Annotated in this window: 22 protein-coding genes; 18 read left to right on the top strand and 4 right to left on the bottom strand. The window is 70.8% G+C overall.

The window, feature by feature from the left end; all coding sequences use genetic code 11:
* Nucleotides 1-12 precede the first annotated feature (12 nt).
* Entirely contained in the window at nt 13-2529 is a 2517-nt protein-coding gene (pepN, locus tag KBX46_RS19650; RefSeq protein WP_210793561.1) for an aminopeptidase N, read from the top strand.
* Between the two features lie 85 nt (nt 2530-2614).
* Here pepN and KBX46_RS19645 read toward each other — a convergent pair whose 3' ends face one another.
* Together KBX46_RS19645 and KBX46_RS19640 are read right to left on the bottom strand one after the other, a co-directional pair.
* Nucleotides 2615-3829: an FAD-dependent monooxygenase gene (locus KBX46_RS19645; protein ID WP_210793560.1), complete on the bottom strand. Its 1215-nt coding sequence runs from the start codon at nt 3827-3829 to the stop codon at nt 2615-2617.
* Nucleotides 3830-3982: 153 nt separating this feature from the next.
* On the bottom strand, nt 3983-4702 hold the full coding sequence (locus KBX46_RS19640; RefSeq protein WP_210793559.1) for a PadR family transcriptional regulator: 720 nt from the start codon (nt 4700-4702) through the stop codon (nt 3983-3985).
* A 269-nt stretch (nt 4703-4971) separates the two neighbouring features.
* On the opposite strand from KBX46_RS19640, the gene nadD reads away from it, so the two are divergent.
* From nadD to KBX46_RS19590, 10 genes are all read left to right on the top strand, one after another.
* Nucleotides 4972-5568, top strand: coding sequence for a nicotinate-nucleotide adenylyltransferase (gene nadD / locus KBX46_RS19635; protein ID WP_088951954.1), 597 nt, complete (start codon nt 4972-4974; stop codon nt 5566-5568).
* Nucleotides 5569-5678: 110 nt separating this feature from the next.
* A complete protein-coding gene (gene rsfS / locus KBX46_RS19630; protein WP_088949720.1) occupies nt 5679-6086 on the top strand; it encodes a ribosome silencing factor in 408 nt (135 codons plus the stop codon).
* On the top strand, nt 6083-6742 hold the full coding sequence (locus KBX46_RS19625) for a histidine phosphatase family protein (protein ID WP_210793558.1): 660 nt from the start codon (nt 6083-6085) through the stop codon (nt 6740-6742). Before rsfS ends, KBX46_RS19625 begins: the two co-directional genes overlap by 4 nt.
* Nucleotides 6743-6790: 48 nt before the next feature.
* Entirely contained in the window at nt 6791-7645 is an 855-nt protein-coding gene (locus KBX46_RS19620; protein WP_099856581.1) for a DegV family protein, read from the top strand.
* A 4-nt stretch (nt 7646-7649) separates the two neighbouring features.
* Complete coding sequence (locus KBX46_RS19615; protein WP_210793557.1) at nt 7650-8423, top strand: SDR family NAD(P)-dependent oxidoreductase; 774 nt, start codon at nt 7650-7652, stop codon at nt 8421-8423.
* 217 nt (nt 8424-8640) lie between these two features.
* Nucleotides 8641-9015, top strand: a complete 375-nt coding sequence (locus KBX46_RS19610; protein ID WP_210793556.1) for a VOC family protein — start codon at nt 8641-8643, stop codon at nt 9013-9015.
* Between the two features lie 239 nt (nt 9016-9254).
* On the top strand, nt 9255-10082 hold the full coding sequence (locus tag KBX46_RS19605; RefSeq protein ID WP_308159618.1) for a ComEA family DNA-binding protein: 828 nt from the start codon (nt 9255-9257) through the stop codon (nt 10080-10082).
* 44 nt (nt 10083-10126) lie between these two features.
* Nucleotides 10127-12493, top strand: coding sequence for a ComEC/Rec2 family competence protein (locus tag KBX46_RS19600; protein ID WP_308159617.1), 2367 nt, complete (start codon nt 10127-10129; stop codon nt 12491-12493).
* Nucleotides 12494-12759: 266 nt separating this feature from the next.
* Nucleotides 12760-13740 carry a DNA polymerase III subunit delta gene (holA, locus tag KBX46_RS19595; RefSeq protein ID WP_210793588.1) on the top strand — a complete coding sequence of 327 codons (981 nt, stop codon included), beginning with the start codon at nt 12760-12762 and terminating at the stop codon, nt 13738-13740.
* Nucleotides 13737-14159, top strand: coding sequence for a hypothetical protein (locus tag KBX46_RS19590; protein ID WP_210793554.1), 423 nt, complete (start codon nt 13737-13739; stop codon nt 14157-14159). Before holA ends, KBX46_RS19590 begins: the two co-directional genes overlap by 4 nt.
* Nucleotides 14160-14349: 190 nt before the next feature.
* On the opposite strand, the gene rpsT is transcribed toward KBX46_RS19590, so the two are convergent.
* Both rpsT and KBX46_RS19580 read right to left on the bottom strand, forming a co-directional pair.
* Nucleotides 14350-14619, bottom strand: a complete 270-nt coding sequence (gene rpsT / locus KBX46_RS19585) for a 30S ribosomal protein S20 (protein ID WP_088949712.1) — start codon at nt 14617-14619, stop codon at nt 14350-14352.
* 319 nt (nt 14620-14938) lie between these two features.
* Nucleotides 14939-15925, bottom strand: a complete 987-nt coding sequence (locus KBX46_RS19580; RefSeq protein ID WP_210793553.1) for a phosphotransferase — start codon at nt 15923-15925, stop codon at nt 14939-14941.
* A gap of 61 nt (nt 15926-15986) precedes the next feature.
* Between KBX46_RS19580 and KBX46_RS19575 the strand changes: the two genes are divergently transcribed.
* From KBX46_RS19575 to KBX46_RS19545, 7 genes are all read left to right on the top strand, one after another.
* The gene (locus KBX46_RS19575; protein ID WP_210793552.1) at nt 15987-16523 is read left to right on the top strand and encodes a DUF4240 domain-containing protein; all 537 of its coding nucleotides are present in this window, start codon (nt 15987-15989) and stop codon (nt 16521-16523) included.
* Nucleotides 16524-16639: 116 nt separating this feature from the next.
* Nucleotides 16640-18517, top strand: a complete 1878-nt coding sequence (gene lepA, locus KBX46_RS19570) for a translation elongation factor 4 (RefSeq protein ID WP_088949710.1) — start codon at nt 16640-16642, stop codon at nt 18515-18517.
* A gap of 793 nt (nt 18518-19310) precedes the next feature.
* A complete protein-coding gene (locus KBX46_RS19565; protein ID WP_099857898.1) occupies nt 19311-19595 on the top strand; it encodes a GlsB/YeaQ/YmgE family stress response membrane protein in 285 nt (94 codons plus the stop codon).
* A 457-nt stretch (nt 19596-20052) separates the two neighbouring features.
* Nucleotides 20053-20337, top strand: coding sequence for a GlsB/YeaQ/YmgE family stress response membrane protein (locus KBX46_RS19560; RefSeq protein ID WP_091410004.1), 285 nt, complete (start codon nt 20053-20055; stop codon nt 20335-20337).
* 251 nt (nt 20338-20588) lie between these two features.
* Entirely contained in the window at nt 20589-21875 is a 1287-nt protein-coding gene (locus tag KBX46_RS19555; protein WP_210793551.1) for a sugar ABC transporter substrate-binding protein, read from the top strand.
* On the top strand, nt 21872-22858 hold the full coding sequence (locus KBX46_RS19550) for a carbohydrate ABC transporter permease (RefSeq protein WP_099856570.1): 987 nt from the start codon (nt 21872-21874) through the stop codon (nt 22856-22858). Before KBX46_RS19555 ends, KBX46_RS19550 begins: the two co-directional genes overlap by 4 nt.
* On the top strand, nt 22855-23685 hold the full coding sequence (locus KBX46_RS19545) for a carbohydrate ABC transporter permease (protein WP_210793550.1): 831 nt from the start codon (nt 22855-22857) through the stop codon (nt 23683-23685). The genes KBX46_RS19550 and KBX46_RS19545 overlap by 4 nt, the downstream gene beginning before the upstream one ends.
* The last annotated feature ends 9 nt before the right edge of the window (nt 23686-23694 follow it).

The raw sequence follows: 23694 nt of genomic DNA, 5'->3' as shown, positions 1-23694 counted from the left end.
CAGGATAAGCGGATGCCGAGCCTGACCCGTGTAGAGGCGACCGCGCGTGGCGCGGCGATTACTGTCGAGTCCTATCAGGTGGACCTTGACCTGACCGGTGGCACGGAGCTGTTCCGTTCCCGCGTCGAGATCCGGTTCCGGGCGACCGCCGGCATCGCGACCTTCGCCGAGGTCAAGCCCGCAAAACTGCTCGGCGTACGCCTCAACGACCGCGACCTCGACCCCGGTCTGCTCACCGACAACCGGCTGCCGCTCGACGACCTGCTCGCGGACAACACGCTGGTCGTCGAGGCGGAGATGGCGTATTCCAGGACGGGCGAGGGGATGCACCGCTTCGTCGACCCGGCCGACGGCGAGACCTACCTCTACGCGATGTCCTTCCTCGACAACGTGCAGCGCATCTTCGCCGCGTTCGACCAGCCCGACCTCAAGGCACCGTTCACCCTCTCGGTGACCGCTCCGCCGGAATGGACGGTGTCCGGCAACGCCGAGGTGGCCGCCAATCCCGCGCCCGGTCGTTGGGAGTTCGCACCGACCGCGCCGCTGGCCACATACTTCTTCTCGCTGATCGCCGGTCCGTACCACGTCCGGCGGGCCGAGCACGACGGCGTGCCGCTGGGCATCTACTGCCGCCGGTCGCTCGCCGAGCACCTGGACGCGGACGCCGAGGAGATCTTCACCGTCACCCGGCAGTGCCTGGACCGGTTCCACCAGCTCTTCACCGAGCGCTACCCGTTCGGCAAGTACGACCAGGCGTTCGTGCCCGAGTTCAACGCCGGCGCGATGGAAAACCCGGGCATCGTCACCTTCCGCGACGACTACGTGTTCCGCTCGGCAGTCACCGACAGCCAGCGCGAGCTGCGGGCCACCACCATCGCGCACGAGATGGCGCACATGTGGTTCGGTGACCTGGTCACCATGCGCTGGTGGGACGACCTGTGGTTGAACGAGTCCTTCGCGGAATACCTGGGCACCCGGGTCACCGCCGATGCGACCCGCTTCGACCAGGCGTGGACCACCTTCGCGATGCGCCGCAAGGCCTGGGGTTACGCCGCCGACCAGCGCCCCTCCACCCACCCAGTCGCCCCGGACGAGGTGGCCGACACCGACGAGGGCCTGCTCAACTTCGACGGCATCTCGTACGCCAAGGGCGCCAGCGTGCTCCGGCAACTGGTCGCGTGGCTCGGTGACGAGGCGTTCCTCGCCGGCCTGAACGCGCACTTCGCGGCGCACCGCTTCGGCAACGCCACCCTCGACGACCTGCTGGCCAGCCTCTCCACCGCCAGCGGGCGGGACCTGTCCGGTTGGGCCGAGCTGTGGCTGCGTCGGCCACAGGTCAACACCCTGCGTGCCGAGGTCGCCGTCGATGCCGACGGCCACTACGCCGAGGTGGCCGTGGTGCAGACCGCGCCCGCGCCACACCAGGTGCTGCGCCCGCACCGCATCGGCGTGGGCCGCTACTCGATGGACGGCACCGTCGAGCGCGACGAGGTGGACATCGACCCCGACGCCGACGGTGCCCGCACGGTGCTGGGTGAGCTGACCGGCGCCCCGGCGGCCCGGCTGCTCCTGCTCAACGACGGTGACCTCAGCTTCGCCAAGGTGCGCCTCGACCCGGCGTCGGCGGACGCCGTTCCGCTGGTGCTGCCCGGGCTGACCGACCCACTGGCGAGGGCGGTGCTCTGGAGCGAGGCGCTGGACGCGGCGACCGACGGGGAGCGGCCGGTCACCGGCCTCGTCGAGCTGATGGTCGCCGCGCTGCCGGCCGAAACAGAGGTGATCATCGCGGAGGACGTGCTGACCCTCAGCCGGTCGCTGATCGACCGCTATCTCGACCCACTGGCCCGGTCCACAGCGCTGGCCCGGGTCGCCGGGGCGTGCCAGCGGCTGCTCGACGGTGCGCAGGCGGGGGAGTCGCTGCAACTCGCCGCAGCCCGCGGCTGGATCGCCGCGACCACCGACGCGGACCTGCTCGTCGGCTGGCTCGCCGGCCGGGACGTGCCGACCGGCCTGAAGGTCGACGCGGAGCTGCGCTGGGCGGTGCTGCGCCGGCTGGTGGTGCTCGGCGCCGCCGGCGAGGCGGAGATCGCCATCGAGGCAGCCGCCGACAACAGCTCCACGGGGGCGGAACGGGCCGCCCGCTGCCGGGCCGCCCTGCCCGACCCGGCCGCGAAGCAGGCAGCCTGGGAGATCATCGTGCGGGACACCGAGCTGTCCAGCCGGCCGTTGGAGGCGACCGCCGAAGGGTTCTGGCAACCCGAACAGGCCGAGCTGACCGCCGCGTACGTCGATCGGTACTTCGCGGACATGCCGGCCGCCGCGCGTCGGCGTACCCCCTGGACGGCCGATCGGGTCGCGGCCCTGGCGTTCCCCCGCTATGCCGTGGCGCAGCCGACCAGGGAAGCGGCCGCGGCGCTGCTGGCCCGCGACGACCTGACCCCCGGCCTACGCCGGGTGGTGACCGACGCCGACGACGACCTGCGCCGCGCGCTGGTCGCCCGAACGGCGGTGGCCGCCGCGTCCGCATAGGGCTGGTTGGGCGCGGGGCCCGGGACGGGCGAACCCCCGATTCCCGGACCCCGACTCGATCAGGAAGTGCTCCCGCGCCCGTAGCTCAGCGCAGCGCGGGCTCCGCCGTGACCGGCGCGTCCCAGTCGATGACGTACCGCTGCTCGTGGGCGATCGTCTTTTCCGGGTCCATCGCGGTGCGCACCAGCAGGGGCATCAGCAACGGCATCAGCGTCCGGCCGACCGGCCCCGGCGCCTTGGTGTGGTTGATCCGCGCCGCGCGGGCGGCGACCTTCTCCACCCGGGAGCGGCGGAGCCGGTCGAACGCGGCGAACGCCGACGCCACGTCCGGTAGGTCACGCAGGCAACGGGCGAGCTGCACCGCGCTCTCGATGGCCAGTGACGCGCCCTGCCCGGAGCTGTTCGACGGTGCGTGCGCCGCATCGCCGACCAGCACCATCCGACCCCGGTGCCAGTGCGGCACCGGCGGCATGATCTGCAACGCCCCGACCACCTGGAGCTCGTCCGCTGTGCTGGTCGCCATCAGCTCCCGGCCCGGGTCGTCGTCGCCGTAGGTGTCGCGCAGCGTGGCCAGCCACTGCGTCGACGGCACCGTGCGGGCCTCGACCAGGCTCATCGGCCGCTGGTACGGCAGGTTGGCCCCCCACCGGGTGCCACCGCCCGGCTCCGGCCAGTAGAGGTAGTAGCCGCGGCGCCCGAACGCGAACGTCATAGTGCCCGGCTCCGCGTCCACCTCGTGCCGGGCCACCGCCTCGAAGCCGAGCAGGCCGGTGAACCGGGGGCCGGGTGCGGCCGGGTCGATCAGGCCACGAACGGTCGACCGGATGCCGTCGGCACCGATCAGGACGTCGGCGGTGGCGGTGCTGCCGTCCTCGAAGCGGGCGGTCACGCCGCTCTCCGACTGCTCGGCGTCGACCAGCCGCTTGCCGTACGCGAAACCGACCCCCTCGGCGACAGCCTGGTCGTGCAGCGCCTGATGCAGCTCGGCGCGGTGCACCACGCGCAGCGGTGGCACTCCGCTCAGCGTGGGCAGGTCGATGCGGCGTCGGCCGACCGCCATCACGCTGCGCGTGATCGGGGTGGCGGCCGCCGTCACCGCCTGGTCCGCGCCGACCGTACGTAGGGCCGCCACGCCGTTGGGCGCGAGCGCGAGGGTGCCGCCGATGCCGCCAACTCCGCTGGCGGTGGCCGGGTACGCCTCGTGGACGGTCGCCGTGATGCCGGCGCGGCGCAGTGCGAGTGCCGTCACCGGTCCGGCGATGCCGCCGCCGATGACGATCGCGGTTCGTACCGTGGTCATGCTCTTCTCCCTGAGGTGTGTGGTCGCGTGCGACCGACCTGGGAGGGAGCCCGGTTATCCTCTGGTTGCCGCTTCGGGCCGGGCGCCTTCCCAGGCATCGGTTCGGGGTAAGGGCTCCGGCGGGGTGTTGGCGCACCCCGCCGGAGCCGTTCTTCAGTCGGCTTCCCGGCTGCTGGTTGTCGGGGTGCTGGCTTTCTGTGTGGTGGTGTTGTTGCTTTCGGCGGTGGCTTTCGCGGTGGTGGTTCTCTGGGACAGCTCGGTCAGCTCCGCGGGCATCTCGCCGGTCTCGTGGAAGGCCCGCCAGGTGTCCAGCCCCGGGTAGCTGCCCGAGGTCAGCTCCGCGAGCAGCCCGCGCAGCCAGGAGGCCTCCGCGTCGCGCATGGCGAGGTCGTACTCCGACTCCACCAGGAACAGCCGCGGAACCTCCCGCAGGTGCGCGTCGAGCGCTTCCCGGTCCTGGCGGATCGTGTCCTCCAGCAGGTCGAGCCGTTGCCGCAGCAGGGCGGCGGCCTCGTCGGGATGCAGGGCGGCGAGAACGGACAGGCCGGCTCGGAAACGGGGATGCTCGGGCATCGGCGTGGAGACCAGCTCGCGGGCCCAGTCGACCAGCTCCGCCCGCCCCGCATCCGTGATGCGGTAGACGGTGCGTTCCGGGCGCCGACCCTCGCGGACGCTCTCCACCGCTTCGATCATGCGGTGTTTGTCCATGTTGCGGATCACCGTGTAGAAGGATCCCCACTTGAACTCCATGTCCTGGTCCTTGCCCCAGGCACGCAGTGCGGTGGCGATCTCGTACGGGTGCATCGGCCGCTGGACCAGGGCAGACAGCACGGCCAGCGCCAGCAGGTTGCCGACCTTGCGCCGCTTCTGCACGACGTCTCCTCTGCTCGCGGACGATTACTCGTAGACGAGTATATGCTCACGCTGGCTTGCCCGCGACCCTCGCGCGGCCTGCGGCTTGATCGACTCCGTTTTCACGAAAACGGGGTGTCCGATCCGGCGTGACACCCCGATTTCCAGAAAGCCGAGTCGATCAGCGCCGGGGCGACTCATCTGCCCGGCAGGCTGCCATCCGGTGGCCTGACGTGCGCCCGATGCCGGGCCCCAACGGCGCCCCACGACGTCCGGCCTACGATCACGGGGTGGAGGAAGACATCCGGCGGATCGGGATCATGGGTGGCACCTTCGACCCGATCCACCACGGGCACCTCGTCGCGGCCAGTGAGGTGGCGGACCGGTTTGGTCTGGACGAGGTGGTTTTCGTCCCCACCGGTCAGCCGTGGCAGAAGGCTGACGAGCCGGTCAGCCCGGCCGAGGACCGGTACCTGATGACGGTCATCGCCACCGCCTCCAACCCCCGCTTCCAGGTCAGCCGGGTCGACATCGACCGCAGTGGCCCCACCTACACGGTCGACACCCTGCGTGATCTTCAGGCCGAGTACGGCCCCAAGGTGCAGCTGTTCTTCATCACCGGCGCGGACGCGTTGCAGCGCATCCTGTCGTGGAAGGACCTGGACGAGATCTTCGAGCTGGCCCACTTCGTCGGGGTGACCCGGCCCGGCTTCCAGTTGACCGACAAGCACCTTCCGGCCGACACCGTCAGTCTGATCCAGGTGCCCGCGATGTCCATCTCGTCGACCGACTGCCGCGCTCGGGTCGCCCGTGGTGAGCCGGTCTGGTATCTGGTGCCCGACGGTGTGGTGCAGTACATCGCCAAGCGGCGCCTCTATCAGGGCTGATCACGCCCGGTATGGCCCGGTCTGTGCGCTTAACCGACCAGAACTGAACGGTCGGGGTGTCGCCGGGTATGAGACGCTTGGAGGATCGCACGCTTGATCTAAGGAGAACGGTGACAGTTTCCGAACGCGCTCACGAGCTGGCTATCGCGGCTGCCCAGGCCGCTGCCGACAAGAAGGCGCAGGACATCACGATCATCGACGTCGGCGACCAGCTCGCCATCACCGACGCGTTCGTGCTCGCCGCCGCCCCCAACGAGCGTCAGGTGCTGGCCATCGTCGACGCCATCGAGGCGAGCCTGCTGGAGCTGCCGGAGAAGGCGAAGCCGGTGCGGCGCGAGGGCGAGCGTGGCGGCCGTTGGGTGCTGCTCGACTACGTCGACATCGTGGTGCACGTCCAGCACACCGAGGAGCGCGAGTTCTACGCGCTCGACCGGCTCTGGAAGGACTGCCCCACCATCCCGTTCGTCGACCGCGACCTGGTCGAGGCCGACGCCAGCGGGTCCGCCGCAGCAGAATGACCCGGCTGATCGTCTGGCGGCACGGCAACACCGACTGGAACGCCGCCAACCGCGTGCAGGGGCAGACCGACGTACCCCTGAATGAGCTGGGCCGCGACCAGGCCCGCGCCGCCGCCCCGCTGCTCGCGGCGCTGCGGCCCGACGCGATCGTGTCCAGCGACCTGAGCCGCGCCGCGGAGACCGCTGGCGCGCTCGCCGCGCTGACGGGGCTTCCGATACGCACGGACCCCCGGCTGCGCGAGCGGCATTTCGGTCAGTGGCAGGGTCTGCACCTCACCGAGGTCGCCGAGCGCTTCCCCGAGGAGTACGCGCGCTGGCGGGCCGGCGACCCCGATCCGGGCGCGGATCTGGAGCCTCTGCACGACCTAGGCGAGCGGGTCGGCGCCGCGTTGCGGGAGGCGGCCGACGCGGCACCGGGCGGCACCGTGGTGATCGCCACCCACGGTGGTGGCTCCCGGCAGGGCATCGGCCACCTGCTCGGTTGGGACACCAGCGTGCTGCGCACCATCGGCTCCCTGGCCAACTGCCACTGGAGCGAGCTACGGCACGACGACCGCGCGCCGGCTGTCGGGCGTCCGCAGGACGTCCGGGGCTGGCAGTTGCGGGCGCACAACGTCGGCCTGGTCACCGCCCCGGTCGTCGTCGACGCGATCTGAACGCTTCCGCCTCGTCGTTCGACCTCTCGATCGGCTAGCGTGCCGGGCATGCCCGTCGCGGTTGTCATCGACTCCACCGCCTACCTTCCGCCCGAGCTGGTGCAGGCGCACCGGCTGACCGTCGTTCCGTTGACCGTCGTGCTCAACGGCGCGGAAGGGCTGGAGGGGGTGGAGACCCAGCCGGCCGACGCCACCCTGGCGCTGAGCGCCCGGCGGGTCACCGCGACTACCTCCCGGCCGGCACCCGAGCAGTTCGCCCGCACGTACCGCCGACTGCTCGACGACGGCGCCGACGGCGTCGTCTCGGTGCACATCTCCGCCGCCCTGTCCGGCACGGTGGAGGCGGCCCGGCTCGCCGCCGCCGACTTCGACGGCCGCGTCGAGGTCGTGGACAGTCGCTCCACGGGCATGGGGCTCGGCTTCCCGGCCATCGCGGCCGCCACCGCCGCCCAGGCGGGCGCCGACCTGACCGGGGTACGCGACGCGGCGCTCGCCGCCGTCGCCCGCACGACCGTCTGGTTCTACGTCGACACGCTGGAGTTCCTTCGCCGAGGCGGCCGGATCAACGCCGCCGAGGCGCTGCTGGGGACCGCCCTGTCCGTCAAGCCGATCATGCACATGCCGGACGGGGCGATCGTGCTGCGGGAGAAGGTCCGCACCGCCAGCCGTGGAGTGGCCCGTCTCGTGGATCTGGCCGTCGAGGCGGCCGGGGACGACGATGTGGATATCGGTGTGCATCATCTGGCCGCGCCGCAGCGGGCCGAGGCGTTGCTCGCCGCGCTGACCGGACGGTTCGGTGACCGGCTGCACGACACGTACGTCTCCGAGGCGGGTGCGGTCGTCGCCGCGCACGCGGGCCCAGGTCTGGCCAGCGTGGTCGTCCACCGCAGGCCGGCCGGCTGAGCCGATGGCGACGTCCTGTGTGGTCACCGGCGGCGGCCGTGGTGTCGGCCGGGCCGTGGTGGAGCGCCTGGTGGCGACCGGTGTCACGGTCGTCGTGCTGGAGCGCGACGCGGACGCGGTCGACTGGCTGACCGGGCACCCCTCCGCCGACCGGCTCGTCGCCGTGATCGGCGACGCCGCCGACGAGCAGGTTGCCGAGCACGCCGCCGAGCTGGCCGAACGCGCCGCGCCCCTGTCCGGCTGGGTGAACAACGCGGCGGTCTTCCGCGACGCCGCCCTGCACTCCGTCTCCGCCGACACGGTGCTGGAACTGATCGAGCTGAACCTACGCCCGGCAGTGGTGGGCGCCGCGGTGGCCATACGCCGGTTCCTGGCTCGTGCCGCCGGCGGCGCGATCGTCAACGTCTCGTCGCACCAGGCCCGCCGGCCGGTGTCAGGCGCCTTGCCGTACGCGACGGCGAAGGCCGCGGTGGAAGGGCTGACCCGGGCGCTGGCCGTCGAGTACGGGAGGCACGGAATTCGTGCCAACGCGGTCGCGCTCGGTTCGATCGCCACCGAGCGGCACGCCGACTTCCTGGCCGCGCAGGAACCCTCCCAGGCCCAGTGGATCGACGCCGAGCTGACCCGGCTGCACCCGGTGGGGCGCATCGGGCGGGTCGACGAGGTGGCCGAGGCCGTCGCGTACCTGCTGTCACCCGCGGCGAGCTTCGTCAACGGGGTGGTCCTGCCGGTGGACGGGGGACGGGCCGTGCTCGGCCTCGACCCGGAGGCCCGCTGACGGCGTACCCGTCGGGTAGCCTGGTTGCGCGCCCCAGATGGGCCTACCCCCCGGAGGTTCTGGCTACTTTAGCCACCACGCCGAGATCGACGCGATATGCGCGTCTCTCGTGCGGGATCCGGGGCGTCGGTGCCCTCGGGGTTTTGTTGTTGGTGGCTGGTGGGCGCTGTGGGCCTCCGGTCGGGTCTTCGGATCGACCGGGAAGAAGACGGTACGCATGACAGTCACGTTCAACCACACCATCATCGCCACGAAGGACAGGAACGCCTCGGCCGCGTTCTACCGGGAGTTGTTCGAGCTGCCGGAGGCGCCGTCGTGGGGGCCGTTCGTCAACGTCCAGCTGGACGAGGGCGTGCTGCTCCAGTTCGCCGAGCCGCCGGTGGACATCCAGATGCAGCACTACGCGTTTCTCGTCGACGACGAGTTGTTCGCCCGGTGCCTGGCGTTCGTCCAGGGGCGCGGCATCACGTACTGGGCCGACCCCCAGCTGAAGCGGGAGGGCGAGACCAACACCGAGCACGGTGGGCGGGGTTTCTACTTCATGGACCCGGCGGGCCACGCCATCGAGATCATCACCCGGCCGTACGTGTAGCGACCGGCGTCGACGGCACCGGCAATCGGGACCCACATAGGTGTGAGCGTGATGCCTCAGGGTCATCTTGATGACTCAGAGGCATCACGCTCATGAGCTGATCCGGCTCGGCCTCGTCGGTGAGGTGTGCCCCTAGCAGATCGTGCGGTGATCAGGGCGTTGTCCACAGGACGCTGGTTGTCCACAGAGGGGGAGGGCGGCTCGCCCCGTCGCGCTGTCCTCCGCTCTAGCGTCGGGCCGTGTCGCACGACGAGGAGACCGAGGTCCGCCAACGCCTGCGCTGGCTGACCGACCCGCCGGAGGGTTCGCCGCCAATGCGGGCTGAGGTGCCGCTTGCGGGCGTACCCCCGCTGGGTGTCTTGCCGCCCCGGGCCGATGCGCCGCCCGCTGAGTCGGACGCGCGCGGCGCATCGGCTGGCCTCGCGGCCGAGCCCGGGTCGCGGCTGCCCGGGCCTGGGGCGTTCGACCCCGGGCGGCGCGGCGTGCGGGCGTTGGCGGTTGTCGCCGTGGTGGTCGTGTTGGGCGCGGCCGGTTGGGCCTGGCTGTCACGCCCGCAGTCGGAAGCGGTCGCTCCGCTGGTCAGTGTGACCGCGTCTGCCGCACCGGCGGACGATCCCAGCGCGTCCGGCTCCGGCGAGCTGGTGGTGGCGGTCGCGGGGAAGGTTCGCAAGCCGGGGCTGGTGCGGTTGCCGGCCGGGTCCCGGCTCGCCGACGCGGTGCAGGCGGCTGGCGGCGCGCTGCCCGGTGTCGACGTGGCGTTGCTCAACCCCGCCCGCAAGGTCACCGACGGTGAGTTGATCGTGGTCGGGGTGACGCCACCGCCGGTGCCGGGTGGTGCGGCCGGGCCACCCGGCGGCGCGGCCGGGCCGGCCGTCGGGCCGTTGAACCTGAACACCGCCACGTTGGCCCAGCTCGACGCGCTGCCCGGGGTCGGGCCTGTCCTCGCCCAGCGGATCCTCACTCATCGGGACCAGCACGGTGGGTTCAAGGCCGTCGGCGACCTGCGCCAGGTCGACGGGATCGGCGATGCGCGGTATGAGCAGCTCAAGGACCTGGTGACGGTGTGAGCGGCGGTGCCCCGAGGCCGTCGGACGGTGTCGGTGTCGGTGTCGTGCCAGCCGAGACCTCCCCGCCGGACCTGCGGCTGGCCGGGTTGGCGGTGGCCGCCTGGCTCACCGCGCTCGCCGGCCTGCACCTCGGCGCCGGCCCACTTCTGGCGGTCACCGTGGCGGCGGCCGGCGTGACGACGGCGGGCGCCCTGCACCTGCTCGGTGGGCTCGGCCATCCCCGGGCCGCTGTCCGCCGCTACGGCTGGATCGCCGTCGCGGTCGGCCTCGGCGTGGTCTGCGCAGGAGCGGCCACCGCAGCCCGGCTCGCCGTCCGCGACGCACCGCCGATCCGTGCCCTTGCCGAACAGCGAGCTTCGGTCACCGCCGACCTGGTGGTCCGGGACGATCCGCGTCCGATCCGCAGCGCCGGTCGGCCCGGCATGCTGCTGGTGTCGACGGAACTGGTCCGGCTCACCGGCCCGGACGGCCGACGCATCGACGCGTCGGTGCGGCTGCTCGTCCTGACGACCGACCCGGCCTGGCGGGGCCTGCTGCCCGGGCAACGCCTCACCGCCGACGGCCGGCTCGGCGTTCCGCGCGGTGGTGACCTCACCGCGGCGGTGCTCAGCACCGACGGCCCTCCGCAGCGGCACGGTGCGTCGTCCTGGGCGCAGCGCGCCGCCGGGACGCTGCGCGCCGGCCTGCAACGAGCCTGTGCGCCGCTGCCCGACGATCCGGGTGGGCTGCTGCCGGGTCTCGTGGTGGGGGACACCAGCCGATTGCCACCCGCCGTCGAGGAGGACTTCCGCGCCACTGGGATGACACACCTCAACGCCGTTTCGGGAAGCAACGTGGCAGTTGTCGTAGGCGCGGTGTTGCTGCTGGCCCGGTGGGCGCGGGCCGGCCCGTGGCTCGCCGCCGGGCTGTGCGGGGTGGCGCTGGTGGGCTTCGTCATCCTGGTCCGGCCGTCACCGAGCGTTGTACGGGCCGCCACGATGGGGGCGATCGGGCTGGCAGCGCTGGCTGCCGGTCGTCCTCGTGCCGCGCTGCCCGCGTTGGCCGCCGCCGTCACCGTGCTGGTCCTGGTGGACCCGGAGCTGGCCGGTGATCCCGGTTTCGCGCTCTCCGTGCTGGCCACCGGTGGCCTGTTGTTGCTCGCGCCGCGCTGGCGGGACGGCCTGCGGCGGCGAGGTGTGCCGCCCGGCTTGGCGGAGGCGCTGGCCGTGCCGGCGGCGGCGCAGCTGGCCTGCGGGCCGGTCGTCGCCGGCATCTCCGGCACGGTCAGCCTGGTGGCGGTGCCGGCCAACCTGTTGGCGGTGCCCGCCATCGCGCCGGCGACCGTGTTGGGAGTGCTGGCGGCCATGATGTCGCCGATCTGGCCGGGCGGCGCCGAGTTCCTCGCCTGGCTGGCGAGCTGGCCGGCCTGGTGGCTGGTGGTCATCGCCCACCAGGGCGCCCGCTTGCCGGGTGGCACCCTGCCGTGGCCGGGCGGGGTGCCGGGCGCCCTGCTGTTGACCGCGCTGACCGTCGCGCTGCTGATCGCGGTGCGCCGGCCACTCGTACGGCGACTCGTGGCGGTCGTCGGCGTCGCCTCGGTGCTCGGTGCGCTTCCGGTGCGGCTGGTGTTCGCCGGCTGGCCGCCGCCGGGTTGGGTGGTGGTGGTCTGCGCTGTGGGTCAGGGCGACGCCGTGGTGTTGCCGGTCGCCCCCGGTCGGGCGGTGGTGGTGGACGCCGGTCCGGAACCCGGGGCGGTGGACGGTTGCCTGCGCCGGCTCGGCGTACGGGAGGTGCCGCTGCTGGTGATCAGCCACTTTCACGCCGATCACGTGGGAGGAGTGGCCGGGGTGTTCCGGGGGCGGCGGGTCGACGCCGTGCTGGTGCCGTCCTCGACTGACCCGGACAGCGGTCGGGACGTGGTTCGGGCGGCGGCGACTGCCGGACGGGCCGCGTCGTTCACCACGGTGTCCGGGGTCCGCCATCCGATCGGGGACGTCGACCTGCTGGTGCTCGGCCCGCCGTACCCGCTGGCCGGCACGAGGTCCGATCCGAACAACAACTCGTTGGTGCTGCTCGCCACGGTGGCCGGGGTGCGGATCCTGCTTCCCGGAGACGCGGAGACCGAGGAGCAGCACGCGATGGTGGCGCGGGCCACGCCCGGCCAGTTGCGGGCGGACGTGTTGAAGGTCGCCCACCACGGTTCGGCGTACCAGGACGTCGGTTTCCTCGACGCGGTGCGGCCCTCCGTCGCGCTGGTGCCGGTCGGCACCGGCAACACCTACGGACACCCGAGCCCTGGGCTGCTCGCGCGATTGGGCAGGGGCGGCGCTCGGGTGCTGCGTACCGACACCGATGGCGACCTCGCGGCGGTTCGGACGAGCCACGGACTGGGTGTGGCCCGGCGAGGTGTCCCAGTGGGCCGGCGACCCTGAGCCGACGGCGGGGAGGTTCTGATCGACTCCGGGTTGCTGATATCGGGGTATGAGCAGCTGTCCGATACCGCGATATCGCTGATCCCGTGTGGATCAACTCCATGCGGGCGTTCCGGTGTGGCCCAGGTCGCTGTCAGGGCTGAAGATGCGGGTAAATTGCGGATTGCATGGGGAATTGAGATAGATGTCGGGATTTGCGCTGTGTGCGGGCTGCGCCGACCAAGCAGCGAATGAGCAGGCACGATCCCGAGCCGGGCCGTGCGAATATGGGCGGCGTGACCCCCGCCAGCTTCGCCCCCATTCTGCTCGTCCTCGGTGACGAGGAGCTGCTCGCCACGCGCGCGGTCACCGAAGCTGTCGCGAAGGTTCGCGGTGTCGACCCCGAAGCGGACGTCCGCGAATACCAGGCCAGCGCGCTCACCGTCGGCGAGATTGCCGAGATGCTCAGCCCGTCGCTGTTCGGTGGACGGCGGCTGCTGATCCTGCGCTCCGGTCAGGACGCCCGCAAGGATCTGGTCGCCGCACTGCTCGCGTACGCGAAGAACCCCGACCCGGACGTCCAACTGCTGGTGCTGCACCTGGGCGGCGCCAAGGGCAAGGCGTTTGCCGACGGGCTGCGGGCAGCCGGCGCGACCGTCGTTCCGGCGGCCAAGCTCAAGGGGCACCGCGACCGGCTGGCCTTCGTCCGCGACGAGATCCGCCGAGCTGGCGGAAAATGCACCGACGACGCCGCTGAGGCGCTCATCGCGGCTGTCGGCAACGATCTGCGCGAGCTGGCCGCCGCCTGTTCCCAACTGATCGCCGACACGGACGGGCGGATCAGCGCCGATACGGTCTCCCGTTACTACCGCGGCAGGGTCGAGGTGACCGGCTTCACCGTGGCGGACGCCACCATGGTCGGTGACGTGCCGGCGGCGCTGGAGGCACTGCGCTGGGCCCTGCACGTCGGGGTCGACCCGGTGCCCATCGCCGACGCCCTGGCCGACGGGGTACGCACGGTTGCCCGGGTGGCCTCGGCTGGGCGGGGCAACCCGTACCAGCTCGCCAGCAGCCTCGGGATGCCCGCGTGGAAGATCGAGCGGGCGCAGCGGCAGGGGCGTGGTTGGACCCCGGAGGGCCTGGTCCGGGCCATGCAGGTCGCCGCCGAGTGCAACGCGGCCGTCAAGGGCGGCTCCGACGATCGGGCGTACGCCCTGGAGCGTGCGGTCTTCTCCGTCGCCGCGGCCCGGCAGGGCAGCGCCAGGTGACGGGGGCGAACCGCCCGGCCTGGGCCACCATCCCCGTGGACGAGGAGCGTTACCGGCCGCTCTACGCCCGACTCCTCGGCCTGCGGTTCGTCAACCCCGGCGGTGTGCTGTGCTTCCTCTTCTTCGAGGGCACCATCGCTCTGGCGGTGCTGCTCGCCCTCGCCGAGCTGGTCACCTGGTGGGCGGTGCTGGTGCTGCCCGTCGTGGTGGCGGCCATGGTCAAGCTCAACGACATGGTGGCCGCGATCGTGGTCCGTTCCGCCGCGCTCGTGCCCGAGCAGGAACGGGACCGGTTCCGACGGCAGATGGAGCCGGCGGTCGGCCGAGCCCAGGTGGAGTGGATCTCGCACAGCGTCACCGGCGTGGTGATCACCGCGGATTCGGTGCCGCCCGCCCGCCGCTCCGACCCGTCAGACTGAGCCCGACCCGTCAGACCGAGCTGGTCGGTCGGATCGAGCGTCGGCCCGTCCGACTCAGCGCGGCCCGCGGATTGAGCGTCGGCCCGTGAGATTGAGCCGTCTGGTCTGCGGGCACGACACCGGCCTGCGGACACGCGGAAGCCCCGGGCCTGAGCCCGGGGCTTTCCGAATCGGTCTGACGGTTGAGTCGTCAGGCGGCGGAGAGAGCACCCACGCGCTTCGCGATCGCGGACTTGCGGTTCGCGGCCTGGTTGGAGTGGATCACGCCCTTGCTGACGGCCTTGTCCAGCTTGCGAGAGGCGTCCAGCATCAGCGCGGTGGCCTTCTCGACGTCACCGGCCTCGGCAGCCTCGTTGAACTTCCGGACGGCGGTCTTCAGCGACGACTTGACCGACTTGTTGCGCAGCCGGGCCTTCTCGTTCTGCCGGTTGCGCTTGATCTGGGACTTGATGTTCGCCACGCGACAGCCTCGTCTTGATAGCTCGGGTTGGTCAGCTTCTGCGCTGGATGACGAACATGCGTCACCGCTGCGCGAAGAGCCAGGTTACCAGGTCGCCCGGGACGAGCCAAAACGGCTCGGCCTTCGCGCGGACGGACCCGGCCCGTCGACCACCAGATTACGCCCTCGACCGTTACGGCCCCTTACCCCCAGCCCGCGTCGCGCCCAGGCCAGGCCGCGTCGCCGTCAGGCCGCGTCATCGTCAGGCCGCGTCATCGTCAGGCCGCGTCATCGTCAGGCCGCGTCACCGCCAGGCCAGCCCGCCGCCAGGCCGGCCGGCTCACCGCCAGCCCTGGCGGCGGGCCAGCCAGTCGAGTGACTGCTCGCCACTCCAGCGCTGGTGGGCGGGCAGGTGCGGCGAGGCCGTCGGCGGCGCCGCAGCAGCACCGGTGAGGTAGTAGCCGGCCAACGCGGCCAGGGTCGCGTCCAGCGCGTCCGGGGGCGCGCCGACGGTCGTCGGGTGCGTGGCGAAGAGCCGGTCCGCGTCCAGCCCGCTGGCGTACGCGGTGAGCAGCAGGCCGGCCAGGTCGAACCAGGCCGGGCCGGAGCAGACCCACGTCCAGTCGCAGAACCAGGCTCGGCCGTGCGCGTCGATCAGCACGTTGTCGACCCGCAGGTCGCCGTGGATCAGGCTGGTCGCCCCGGCGGCGTACCGGGGGAGGCGGGACTCCAGCGCCACCAGCTCGGCCAGGCGACCCCGCGCCGGAGCGGGCAGTGGTGGGGCCGGCTCGCGCCCGGCGGCGACCTCCTCCCACCAGAGGATGTCCGAGCGGGCCAGGTCCGACAGCTGCGGCAGGCCGAGCGCGGTCAGCTCGACCGGGGGGTCGGCCAGGGCGGCGGCGACCTGCGCGTACCCGGCGAGGGTGGCGTCCAACTCGCCGGGCACCCAGGGCAGACGCGGGGTGTGGCCGTCGACGGCGTCGGTGCAGAGCACGAACCAGCCAGCTTCGGACAGGGTCCACCGGGGGCGGGGCGCCGGCAGGTCGGTCGGCAGCCGATCCAGGATCGCGGCCTCCCGGGCGTACCACTGGACCAGATGCGGTTGCTCGGCGGCGGGTGCCGCCTTCACGAAGGCCCGGCCACCGTCGGCGGTGTGGAGCACTGCGGCGAAGCCGCGGGTGAAGCCCGCACCCGCGACCCGGGCGGTGACCACCGGCGCGCCCAGCCGGTCGGCGACCGCGGCCCGCAGCGCCGCCGGCAGCGTCGGCCACGAGGGGCGCAGGGCACTCGCGTGGTAGGGCACCGGCGGCAGCGGGGGAGGAGACACCACACCATGCTGCCCCGGGGTACGTGCGCGACGCGCGGCGACACTGCCAGACTGCCAAGCCATGAGGACCGAGGACTTCTGGCAGCTGATAGACCAGGCGCGAGCGGGCGGTGGGGGGGAGCCCGGGCCCGTCGCCGCGCGGGCGGTCGCGCTGCTCGCCGAACGCGACCCGGAGGACATCATCGGGTACGCCCGGCACCAGACGAGGGTGCTGGCCGCCTCGCACAAGGTGGACCTGTGGGGTGCGGCGTACCTGATCAACGGCGGCGCTTCCGCCGACGGCTTCGAGCACTTCCGGGGCTGGCTGATGACCCAGGGTCGGGCGGTCTTTGCCCGGGCGGTCGCCGAACCGGACTCGCTGGCCGAGTTGCCCCAGGTGCGGGCGGCCTCGCTCAGCGGCGAGGAGTTCTCCGCCGAGCAGATGCTGTCGGTGCCCTGGGACGCGTACCGAAAGGCCACCGCGACCGAGTTACCGGCGGACCGCGACCCGGTGCGTACGCCGGACCTCAACGACTTCTGGGACTTCGACGACGAGGAGGAGGCCCGCCGACGGCTGCCCCGGCTGGCCGCGCTCTTCGTCGAACCGCCGATGGAGTGAGGGGTCCTCGGGCCGATCCATCGCCCGCGCAGCGGGCGTGCCCCGGCGGCGTGGGAACATAGAGGGGGTCGGCGGCGCGCCGGCCTGTTCACGTCAGCCGACCAGAACGGACCGCTGTGCCACCGAAGCTCGATCCCGGCGCGAACGCCCCTGGTTCCACCGACCCCGGTCGCATCCGGAACTTCGGCATCATCGCCCACATCGACCACGGGAAGTCGACCCTGGCCGACCGGATGTTGCAGCTCACCGGTGTGGTCGACCCCCGGCAGATGCGCGCCCAGTACCTGGACCGGATGGACATCGAGCGCGAGCGCGGCATCACGATCAAGAGCCAGGCCGTTCGCATGCCGTGGACCATCCGTGAGGGTGAGCGGACCGGCGAGCACGCGGTGCTCAACATGATCGACACCCCGGGGCACGTCGACTTCACGTACGAGGTGTCCCGGTCGCTGGCCGCCTGCGAGGGCGCCGTGCTCCTGGTCGACGCCGCGCAGGGCATCGAGGCGCAGACACTGGCCAACCTCTACCTGGCCCTGGAAAACGACCTGCGCATCATCCCGGTGCTCAACAAGATCGACCTGCCGGCCGCCCAGCCGGAGAAGTACGCCGAGGAGCTGGCCCACCTCATCGGTGGCGACCCCGCCGACTGCATCCGCGTCTCCGGCAAGACCGGCGAGGGCGTGCCGTACCTGCTCGACGAGATCGTCCGGCAGTTCATCCCGCCGGTCGGCGACGCGGCGGCGCCCGCCCGGGCGATGATCTTCGATTCGGTGTACGACGTGTACCGCGGCGTCGTCACGTACGTCCGGGTCATCGACGGGCGGATCAGCGCCCGGGACCGGATCAAGATGATGTCCACCGGCGCCGTGCACGAGCTGCTGGAGATCGGCGTCATCTCGCCCGAGATGGTCAAGGCCGAGGCGCTCGGCGTCGGCGAGGTCGGCTACCTGATCACCGGTGTGAAGGACGTCCGGCAGTCCCGGGTCGGTGACACGGTCACCATCAACAGCCGGCCGGCGGCCGAGGCGTTGGGTGGTTACAAGGACCCGAAGCCGATGGTCTACTCCGGCCTCTACCCGATCGACGGGTCCGACTACCCCAACCTGCGTGAGGCTCTGGACAAGCTCAAGCTCAACGACGCCGCCCTGGACTACGAGCCGGAGACCTCCGGCGCGCTCGGCTTCGGCTTCCGTTGCGGCTTCCTCGGCCTGCTCCACCTGGAGATCATCCGGGAGCGGCTGGAGCGCGAGTACAACCTCGACCTGATCTCCACCGCGCCGAACGTCGTCTACCGGGCGATCACGGACGACGGTGAGGAGATCGTCGTGACCAACCCGAGCGAGTACCCCACCGGCAAGATCGCCGAGGTGTACGAGCCGGTCGTGCGGGCCACCGTGTTGACGCCCAACGACTATGTGGGCGCGGTGATGGAGCTCTGCCAGGGCCGGCGCGGCAACCTGCTGGGCATGGACTACCTCTCCGCCGACCGGGTGGAGCTGCGCTACACGCTGCCCCTCGCAGAGATCATCTACGACTTCTTCGACCAGTTGAAGAGCCGTACCAAGGGCTACGCCTCGCTCGACTACGAGCCCACCACCGAGCAGGCGTCCGAGCTGGTGAAGGTGGACATCCTGCTGCACGGCGAGCCGGTGGACGCGTTCAGCGCCATCGTGCACAAGGACAAGGCGTACAACTACGGCGTCACCATCGCCGCCAAGCTCCGTACCCTGATCCCGCGCCAGCAGTTCGAGGTGCCGATCCAGGCGGCCATCGGCAGCCGGGTCATCGCCCGGGAAACCATTCGGGCGATCCGCAAGGACGTGCTCGCCAAGTGCTACGGCGGCGACATCAGCCGTAAGCGCAAGCTGCTGGAGAAGCAGAAGGAGGGCAAGAAGCGGATGAAGATGGTGGGCCGGGTCGAGGTCCCACAGGAAGCCTTCATCGCCGCGCTCTCCTCCGACTCCGGCGACGGCAAGGCGGCCGGGAAGAAGTAGCAGCTCCCGCGGCGGGTCCCGCGGAGCGCCCGGCGTAACCGAAGTCCACAGCCCACCCACTCGACTTCATGGAAATCGCGGTATCCGGGGCTGCTCGACACCCCGCCTTCCTGCAACCCGAGTCGATCAAGAAGCGTCGAGCAAGTCGAGGGTGAGCAGCTGGAGCGCTCCGCTGTCGGCGCCCTGCGTGCGGGCGTGGTCGAGATGTGCGCGCTCTCAGGGGCGCACGCCGCCAGCAGATGTCTTCCGGCGGCGTGCGCCTGCGCCACACCGTTCGCCTGCGCCGCATCGTTGGCTCAGCTCGGCGCTAGATCCACTCGGCTTCCGGGAAGTCGGGGTGTCAAAGGGTCGGCGATACCCCGACTTCCCGAAACGCGAGTGGACCGGCCACCGGCCACCGCCAGCGGCCACCGCCACCGCCACCGCCACCGGCCACCGCCACCGCGCCGGCCACTGGGTTCGGCCACCGGCCCCGGGCGCGCCACCAGCCACCGGCCACTGGGCCCGGCCACCCGGCACCGGCCACTGGGCCCGGCCACCCGGCACCGGCCACCCGGCACCGGACAGTGCCGGGAAGAAAATTTTCTTGCGCTGTCGCGGAGCACCGGGGGTTACCAGATGGGCTCCCACCTGTGTGGATGCGCTCCCACGCGGAACCGACGCAGCTCTGCGCATTGACGTTTGGCGTTGCTGTCTGAGGTGAGTCGGTTTGGATTTTCGTTGGGTCGGGCAATTAGTGGTCACGACAGGAAGCACACGTTGTGTGTCAGACATTCTTTGAAGGAGGGTGGCCGTGGAGCTCACCGTGTGGGGCATCATCACTGCGATCGTTGTTGGTCTCATCGTCGGCGCGCTGGGCCGCCTGGTTGTTCCGGGTCGGCAGAACATGCCGATCTGGCTGCACCTGTTGATCGGTGTGGGTGCGGCTCTGCTGGGCACCGTGCTGGCGCGGGCCATCGGCATCGCGACCGAGACGAGCGGTATCGACTGGGCCGAGCTGCTGGTGCAGGTCGTGGTGGCCGCGATCGCGGTCGCGCTGGTGGCAGGTGTGGGTGGCCGCCGCCGCGTGACCCGGTAACACCGAGCATCACCCCGTACCACTGCTAGATCTTTGATGGGCGCCCGACCGACAGGTCGGGCGCCCATCGGCGTTCCTCCTGTTCGGAGGGTGGTTGGCTCTTCGGATCGTGGCCGGCCGTAGTCCTGGTTCGCCAGCTCGGCCGGTCGAGCCCGCCGTGATCAACTCGGGTTCAGGGATGTCGGGGTGTCCCAGGGCCTCCGATACCCCAGTTTCAAGGATTCCGTGTTGATCAATTGCCCAGCGGCGCCGGTAGGTCGGGGATCGCCGGCTGGTCGCGGACCTCGGCAGGACCGCGTCCGTCGGGCGGTCGGCGGTCGGCGGAACGTGTTCGTGTCTGCCAAATCGTGATCGTTTGGTGGATGGAGTCGGTTTGGATTTTCGTTGGGTCGGGCAATTAGTGGTCACGACAGGAAGCACACGTTGTGTGTCAGACATTCTTTGAAGGAGGGTGGCCGTGGAGCTCACCGTGTGGGGCATCATCACTGCGATCGTTGTTGGTCTCATCGTCGGCGCGCTGGGCCGCCTGGTTGTTCCGGGTCGGCAGAACATGCCGATCTGGCTGCACCTGTTGATCGGTGTGGGTGCGGCTCTGCTGGGCACCGTGCTGGCGCGGGCCATCGGCATCGCGACCGAGACGAGCGGTATCGACTGGGCCGAGCTGCTGGTGCAGGTCGTGGTGGCCGCGATCGCGGTCGCGCTGGTGGCCGGCGTTGGTCGCCGCCGCAGCGTCACCCGATAACGACCCGGCATCACCTGGTCGAACAGCACCACCGGCAAGACGGCAACACTGGAAAGAGCGCCCGGCCTTTGGCCGGGCGCTCTTTCGTGCTGGTACACCCGACTTCGATCCGATGCGGCAGTGCCGATCGTCGGGCCTCTGCGGTACGGTCGCGACGCTTCGGCCAGTCCCGCCCACTGTCGTAAAGGAATTCTCCGTACTAGGGTGCGGCGGAGAAGGTTAGTTCCAGGCGGCGCGAGGGGAGCAGTGGCGTGAACAGGTGGAAGCGGTTGGCCCCGGTCACCGCCATGGTGGCCTCGGCCGCGATGGTGCTGACCGGCTGTGGGGGTTCCGACGACAAGGCGGCCGACGACAGCAAGCTCACGGTCTGGATGATGGGCGAGGGCGGCGACGCGCAGAACACCTTCCTCGACGGGGTCGAGGCCGAGTTCCGCCAGAAGCACCCTGACACCGACGTGGTGGTGCAGTACATTCCCTGGCTCGAGGCGCCCAAGAAGTTCCAGGCCGCGCTCGCCGGTGGCGAGGGACCGGACATCACCGAGCTGGGCAACACCGAGACCCAGGGCTGGGCGGCCCAGGAGGCGCTCGCCGACGTGAGTGGTCGGATGGGCGGCTGGGCCGACGGCAAGGCCCTGCTGCCCGACCTGGTGCGCAACGCGCAGCTCGACGGCAAGCAGTACGGCGTGCCCTGGTACGCGGGTGTGCGCGCTATCTACTACCGCACCGACTGGTTCGCCGAGGCCGGTGTGCAGCCCCCGAAGACCTGGGACGACCTGGTCACCGTGGCGAAGACCGTGCAGGCGAAGAAGAAGGGCACGTACGGCATCGCCCTGCCGGGCAACTCGGAGCTGCCGTTCTACTCCTTCCTCTGGGGCGCCGGTGGCGAGATCGCCAGCAACCAGGGCGGCACCTGGAAGTCCGGCTACACCACGCCGGAGGCGCAGCGGGCGGTCAAGTTCTGGACCGACCTGGTGACAGTGCACAAGGTGGCCCCGCCGGCCGCGGCCGGTTGGAACGAGATCGACGCGCGGACCCAGTTCGCCACCGGCAAGGCGGCGATGGCCTTCGCCGGCAGTTGGCAGCAGGGTGCCATCAAGAAGGACAACCCCGAGATCGAGAAGGTCTGGGGTACGTTCCCGATCCCCGGCCCGGACGGCAAGGCGGCACCCGCTTTCGCCGGCGGTTCGGACGTGGCGATCTGGAAGGACAGCGAGCGCCAGGATCTGGCCTGGGACTACCTGACCGTGCTGCTCAACAAGAAGAACTCGCAGAGCTTCGCGAGCAGCCTCGGCTTCTTCCCGGTCTACCAGGACCTGGTGGCCGGTGACGCGTACGCCAACGACAAGGTGATGGCGGCGTTCGCCACCACCATGCAGAACACCAAGCTCACGCCGCTCACCCCGAAGTGGGTGGAGGTCAGCCGGACCAAGACGGTGACCCAGGCGATGAACAGCTCGGTCATGAAGGGTCAGAAGACGGTCGAGAAGGCTACCGCCGACGCGGCCGGTGAGATGGAAAGCATTCTCAACGCCAAGTGACCACGCTGACAAAGAACCCGGAGACGGCCGCCGCGCGGGAGACCCCCGCGCGGCGGCGTCGCCGGGTTGACCGCCTGCCCTACCTGTTACTCCTGCCCGCACTGGTGATCATCGGGGTGCTGCTGCTCTGGCCGCTCGGCCAGGTGGTGGTGATGTCCTTCTACCGGCTGAACACCGTCCGGCAGTTGCGCGGCGACCGGGAGTGGCCGTGGGTGGGGCTGGGCAACTACGCCGACATCCTCTCCGACCCGTTCTTCCTGACGGTGCTGCGCAACACGGTGCTGTTCGCCGCGGCCAACGTGCTGCTCACCATGGTCCTTGGCACCCTGGTCGGGCTCCTGCTCAACCGGCTCGGCCGCAAGATGGCGACCTTCGTGGCCAGTTGCGTGATGCTCGCCTGGGCCACCCCGGCGCTGACCGGCACCATCGTCTGGAAGTGGATTTTCGACGACACGAGCGGCCTCGTCACGTGGCTGTTCAACGCCCTGCCCGACGGGCTGTCCAACAGCCTCTTCGGCCGTAGCGACTGGACCGGCTACGGCTGGTTCAACTCGCCGCTGCTCTTCTTCGCCATCCTCACCCTGGTGGTGGTCTGGCACTCGTTCCCGTTCATCGCGGTGAGCGTGCTCGCTGGTCTCAAGAGCGTGCCGAGCGAGCTGCACGAGGCCGCCCGGGTGGACGGCGCCAGCCCGTGGCGGGTCTTCTGGAAGATCACGTTTCCGCTGCTGCGGCCGGTCTTCGGGATCCTGATCGTGCTCTCCACCATCTGGGACTTCAAGGTCTTCACCCAGCAGTTCGTGCTGGCCGGCGGCACCCAGGACCGGCCGACGTTCATGCTCGCCATCTACTCGTACGCCGAAGCCTTCTCCCCGCCGCCGAAGTACGGACTCGGCGCGGCCATCGCGGTGATCCTCACGCTGATCCTGCTGATGGTCACCGGCTTCTACGTACGGATGGTGCTCAGGCAGGAGGACGAGTCGTGAAGAAGGTCGCCCTCAACGGCGCCGGGCTGCTGGTCGCGCTCTTCGCGGCGTTCCCGGTCTACTGGATGATCTCCACCTCGCTGAAGCCGAGCAGAGAGATCTTCTCGTCCACTCCGCAGCCGGTGCCGACCCACCCGACGCTGGAGCACTACCGGGAGATCCTGACCGGCAACCTGATCCCCGGGGTGAGCTTCCTCGACTTCTTCCTCAACAGCGCGCTGGTCGCCGTCTCCACAGTGGTGCTCAGTGGGCTGGTGGCCCTGCTGGCCGCGACGGCGGTGGCGCGGTTCCGCTTCAAGCTGCGGACCAGCTTCCTGATCATGCTGCTGGTGGTGCAGATGATCCCACTGGAGGCGCTGGTCATCCCGCTGTTCCTGATGATCCAGCGACTGGGGCTCTACAACACCCTGCCCAGCCTGATCCTCACGTACCTGGGCTTCTCGCTGCCGTTCGCGGTCTGGATGCTTCGTGGTTTCGTCGCCGCGGTGCCCAAGGAACTGGAGGAGGCGGCGGCCATCGACGGGGCGAGCCGGGCCCAGATCTTCCGGCGGGTCCTCTTCCCGCTGGTCGCGCCCGGCCTGGTGGCCACCAGCATCTTCTCCTTCATCACGGCGTGGAACGAGCTGATCTTCGCGTTGACGTTCATCAACGACCAGGAGAGCTACACCCTGCCGGTGGCGATGACCTTCTTCTTCGGCCGCGACGACACCAACTGGGGACCGGTGATGGCGGCGTCGACCCTGTTCACCCTGCCGGTCATCATCTTCTTCCTGCTGGTGCAGCGTCGGATGGTCTCCGGCCTGGTGGCCGGCGCCGTCAAGGGCTGAGCGGTCGGA

Source organism: Micromonospora sp. C81, assembly GCF_018070425.1.
GTDB classification, from domain to species: Bacteria; Actinomycetota; Actinomycetes; order Mycobacteriales; family Micromonosporaceae; genus Micromonospora; species Micromonospora zamorensis.
Note: the sequence above shows the minus strand (reverse complement) of the source record. Positions and strands in the feature narration are given on the sequence as shown.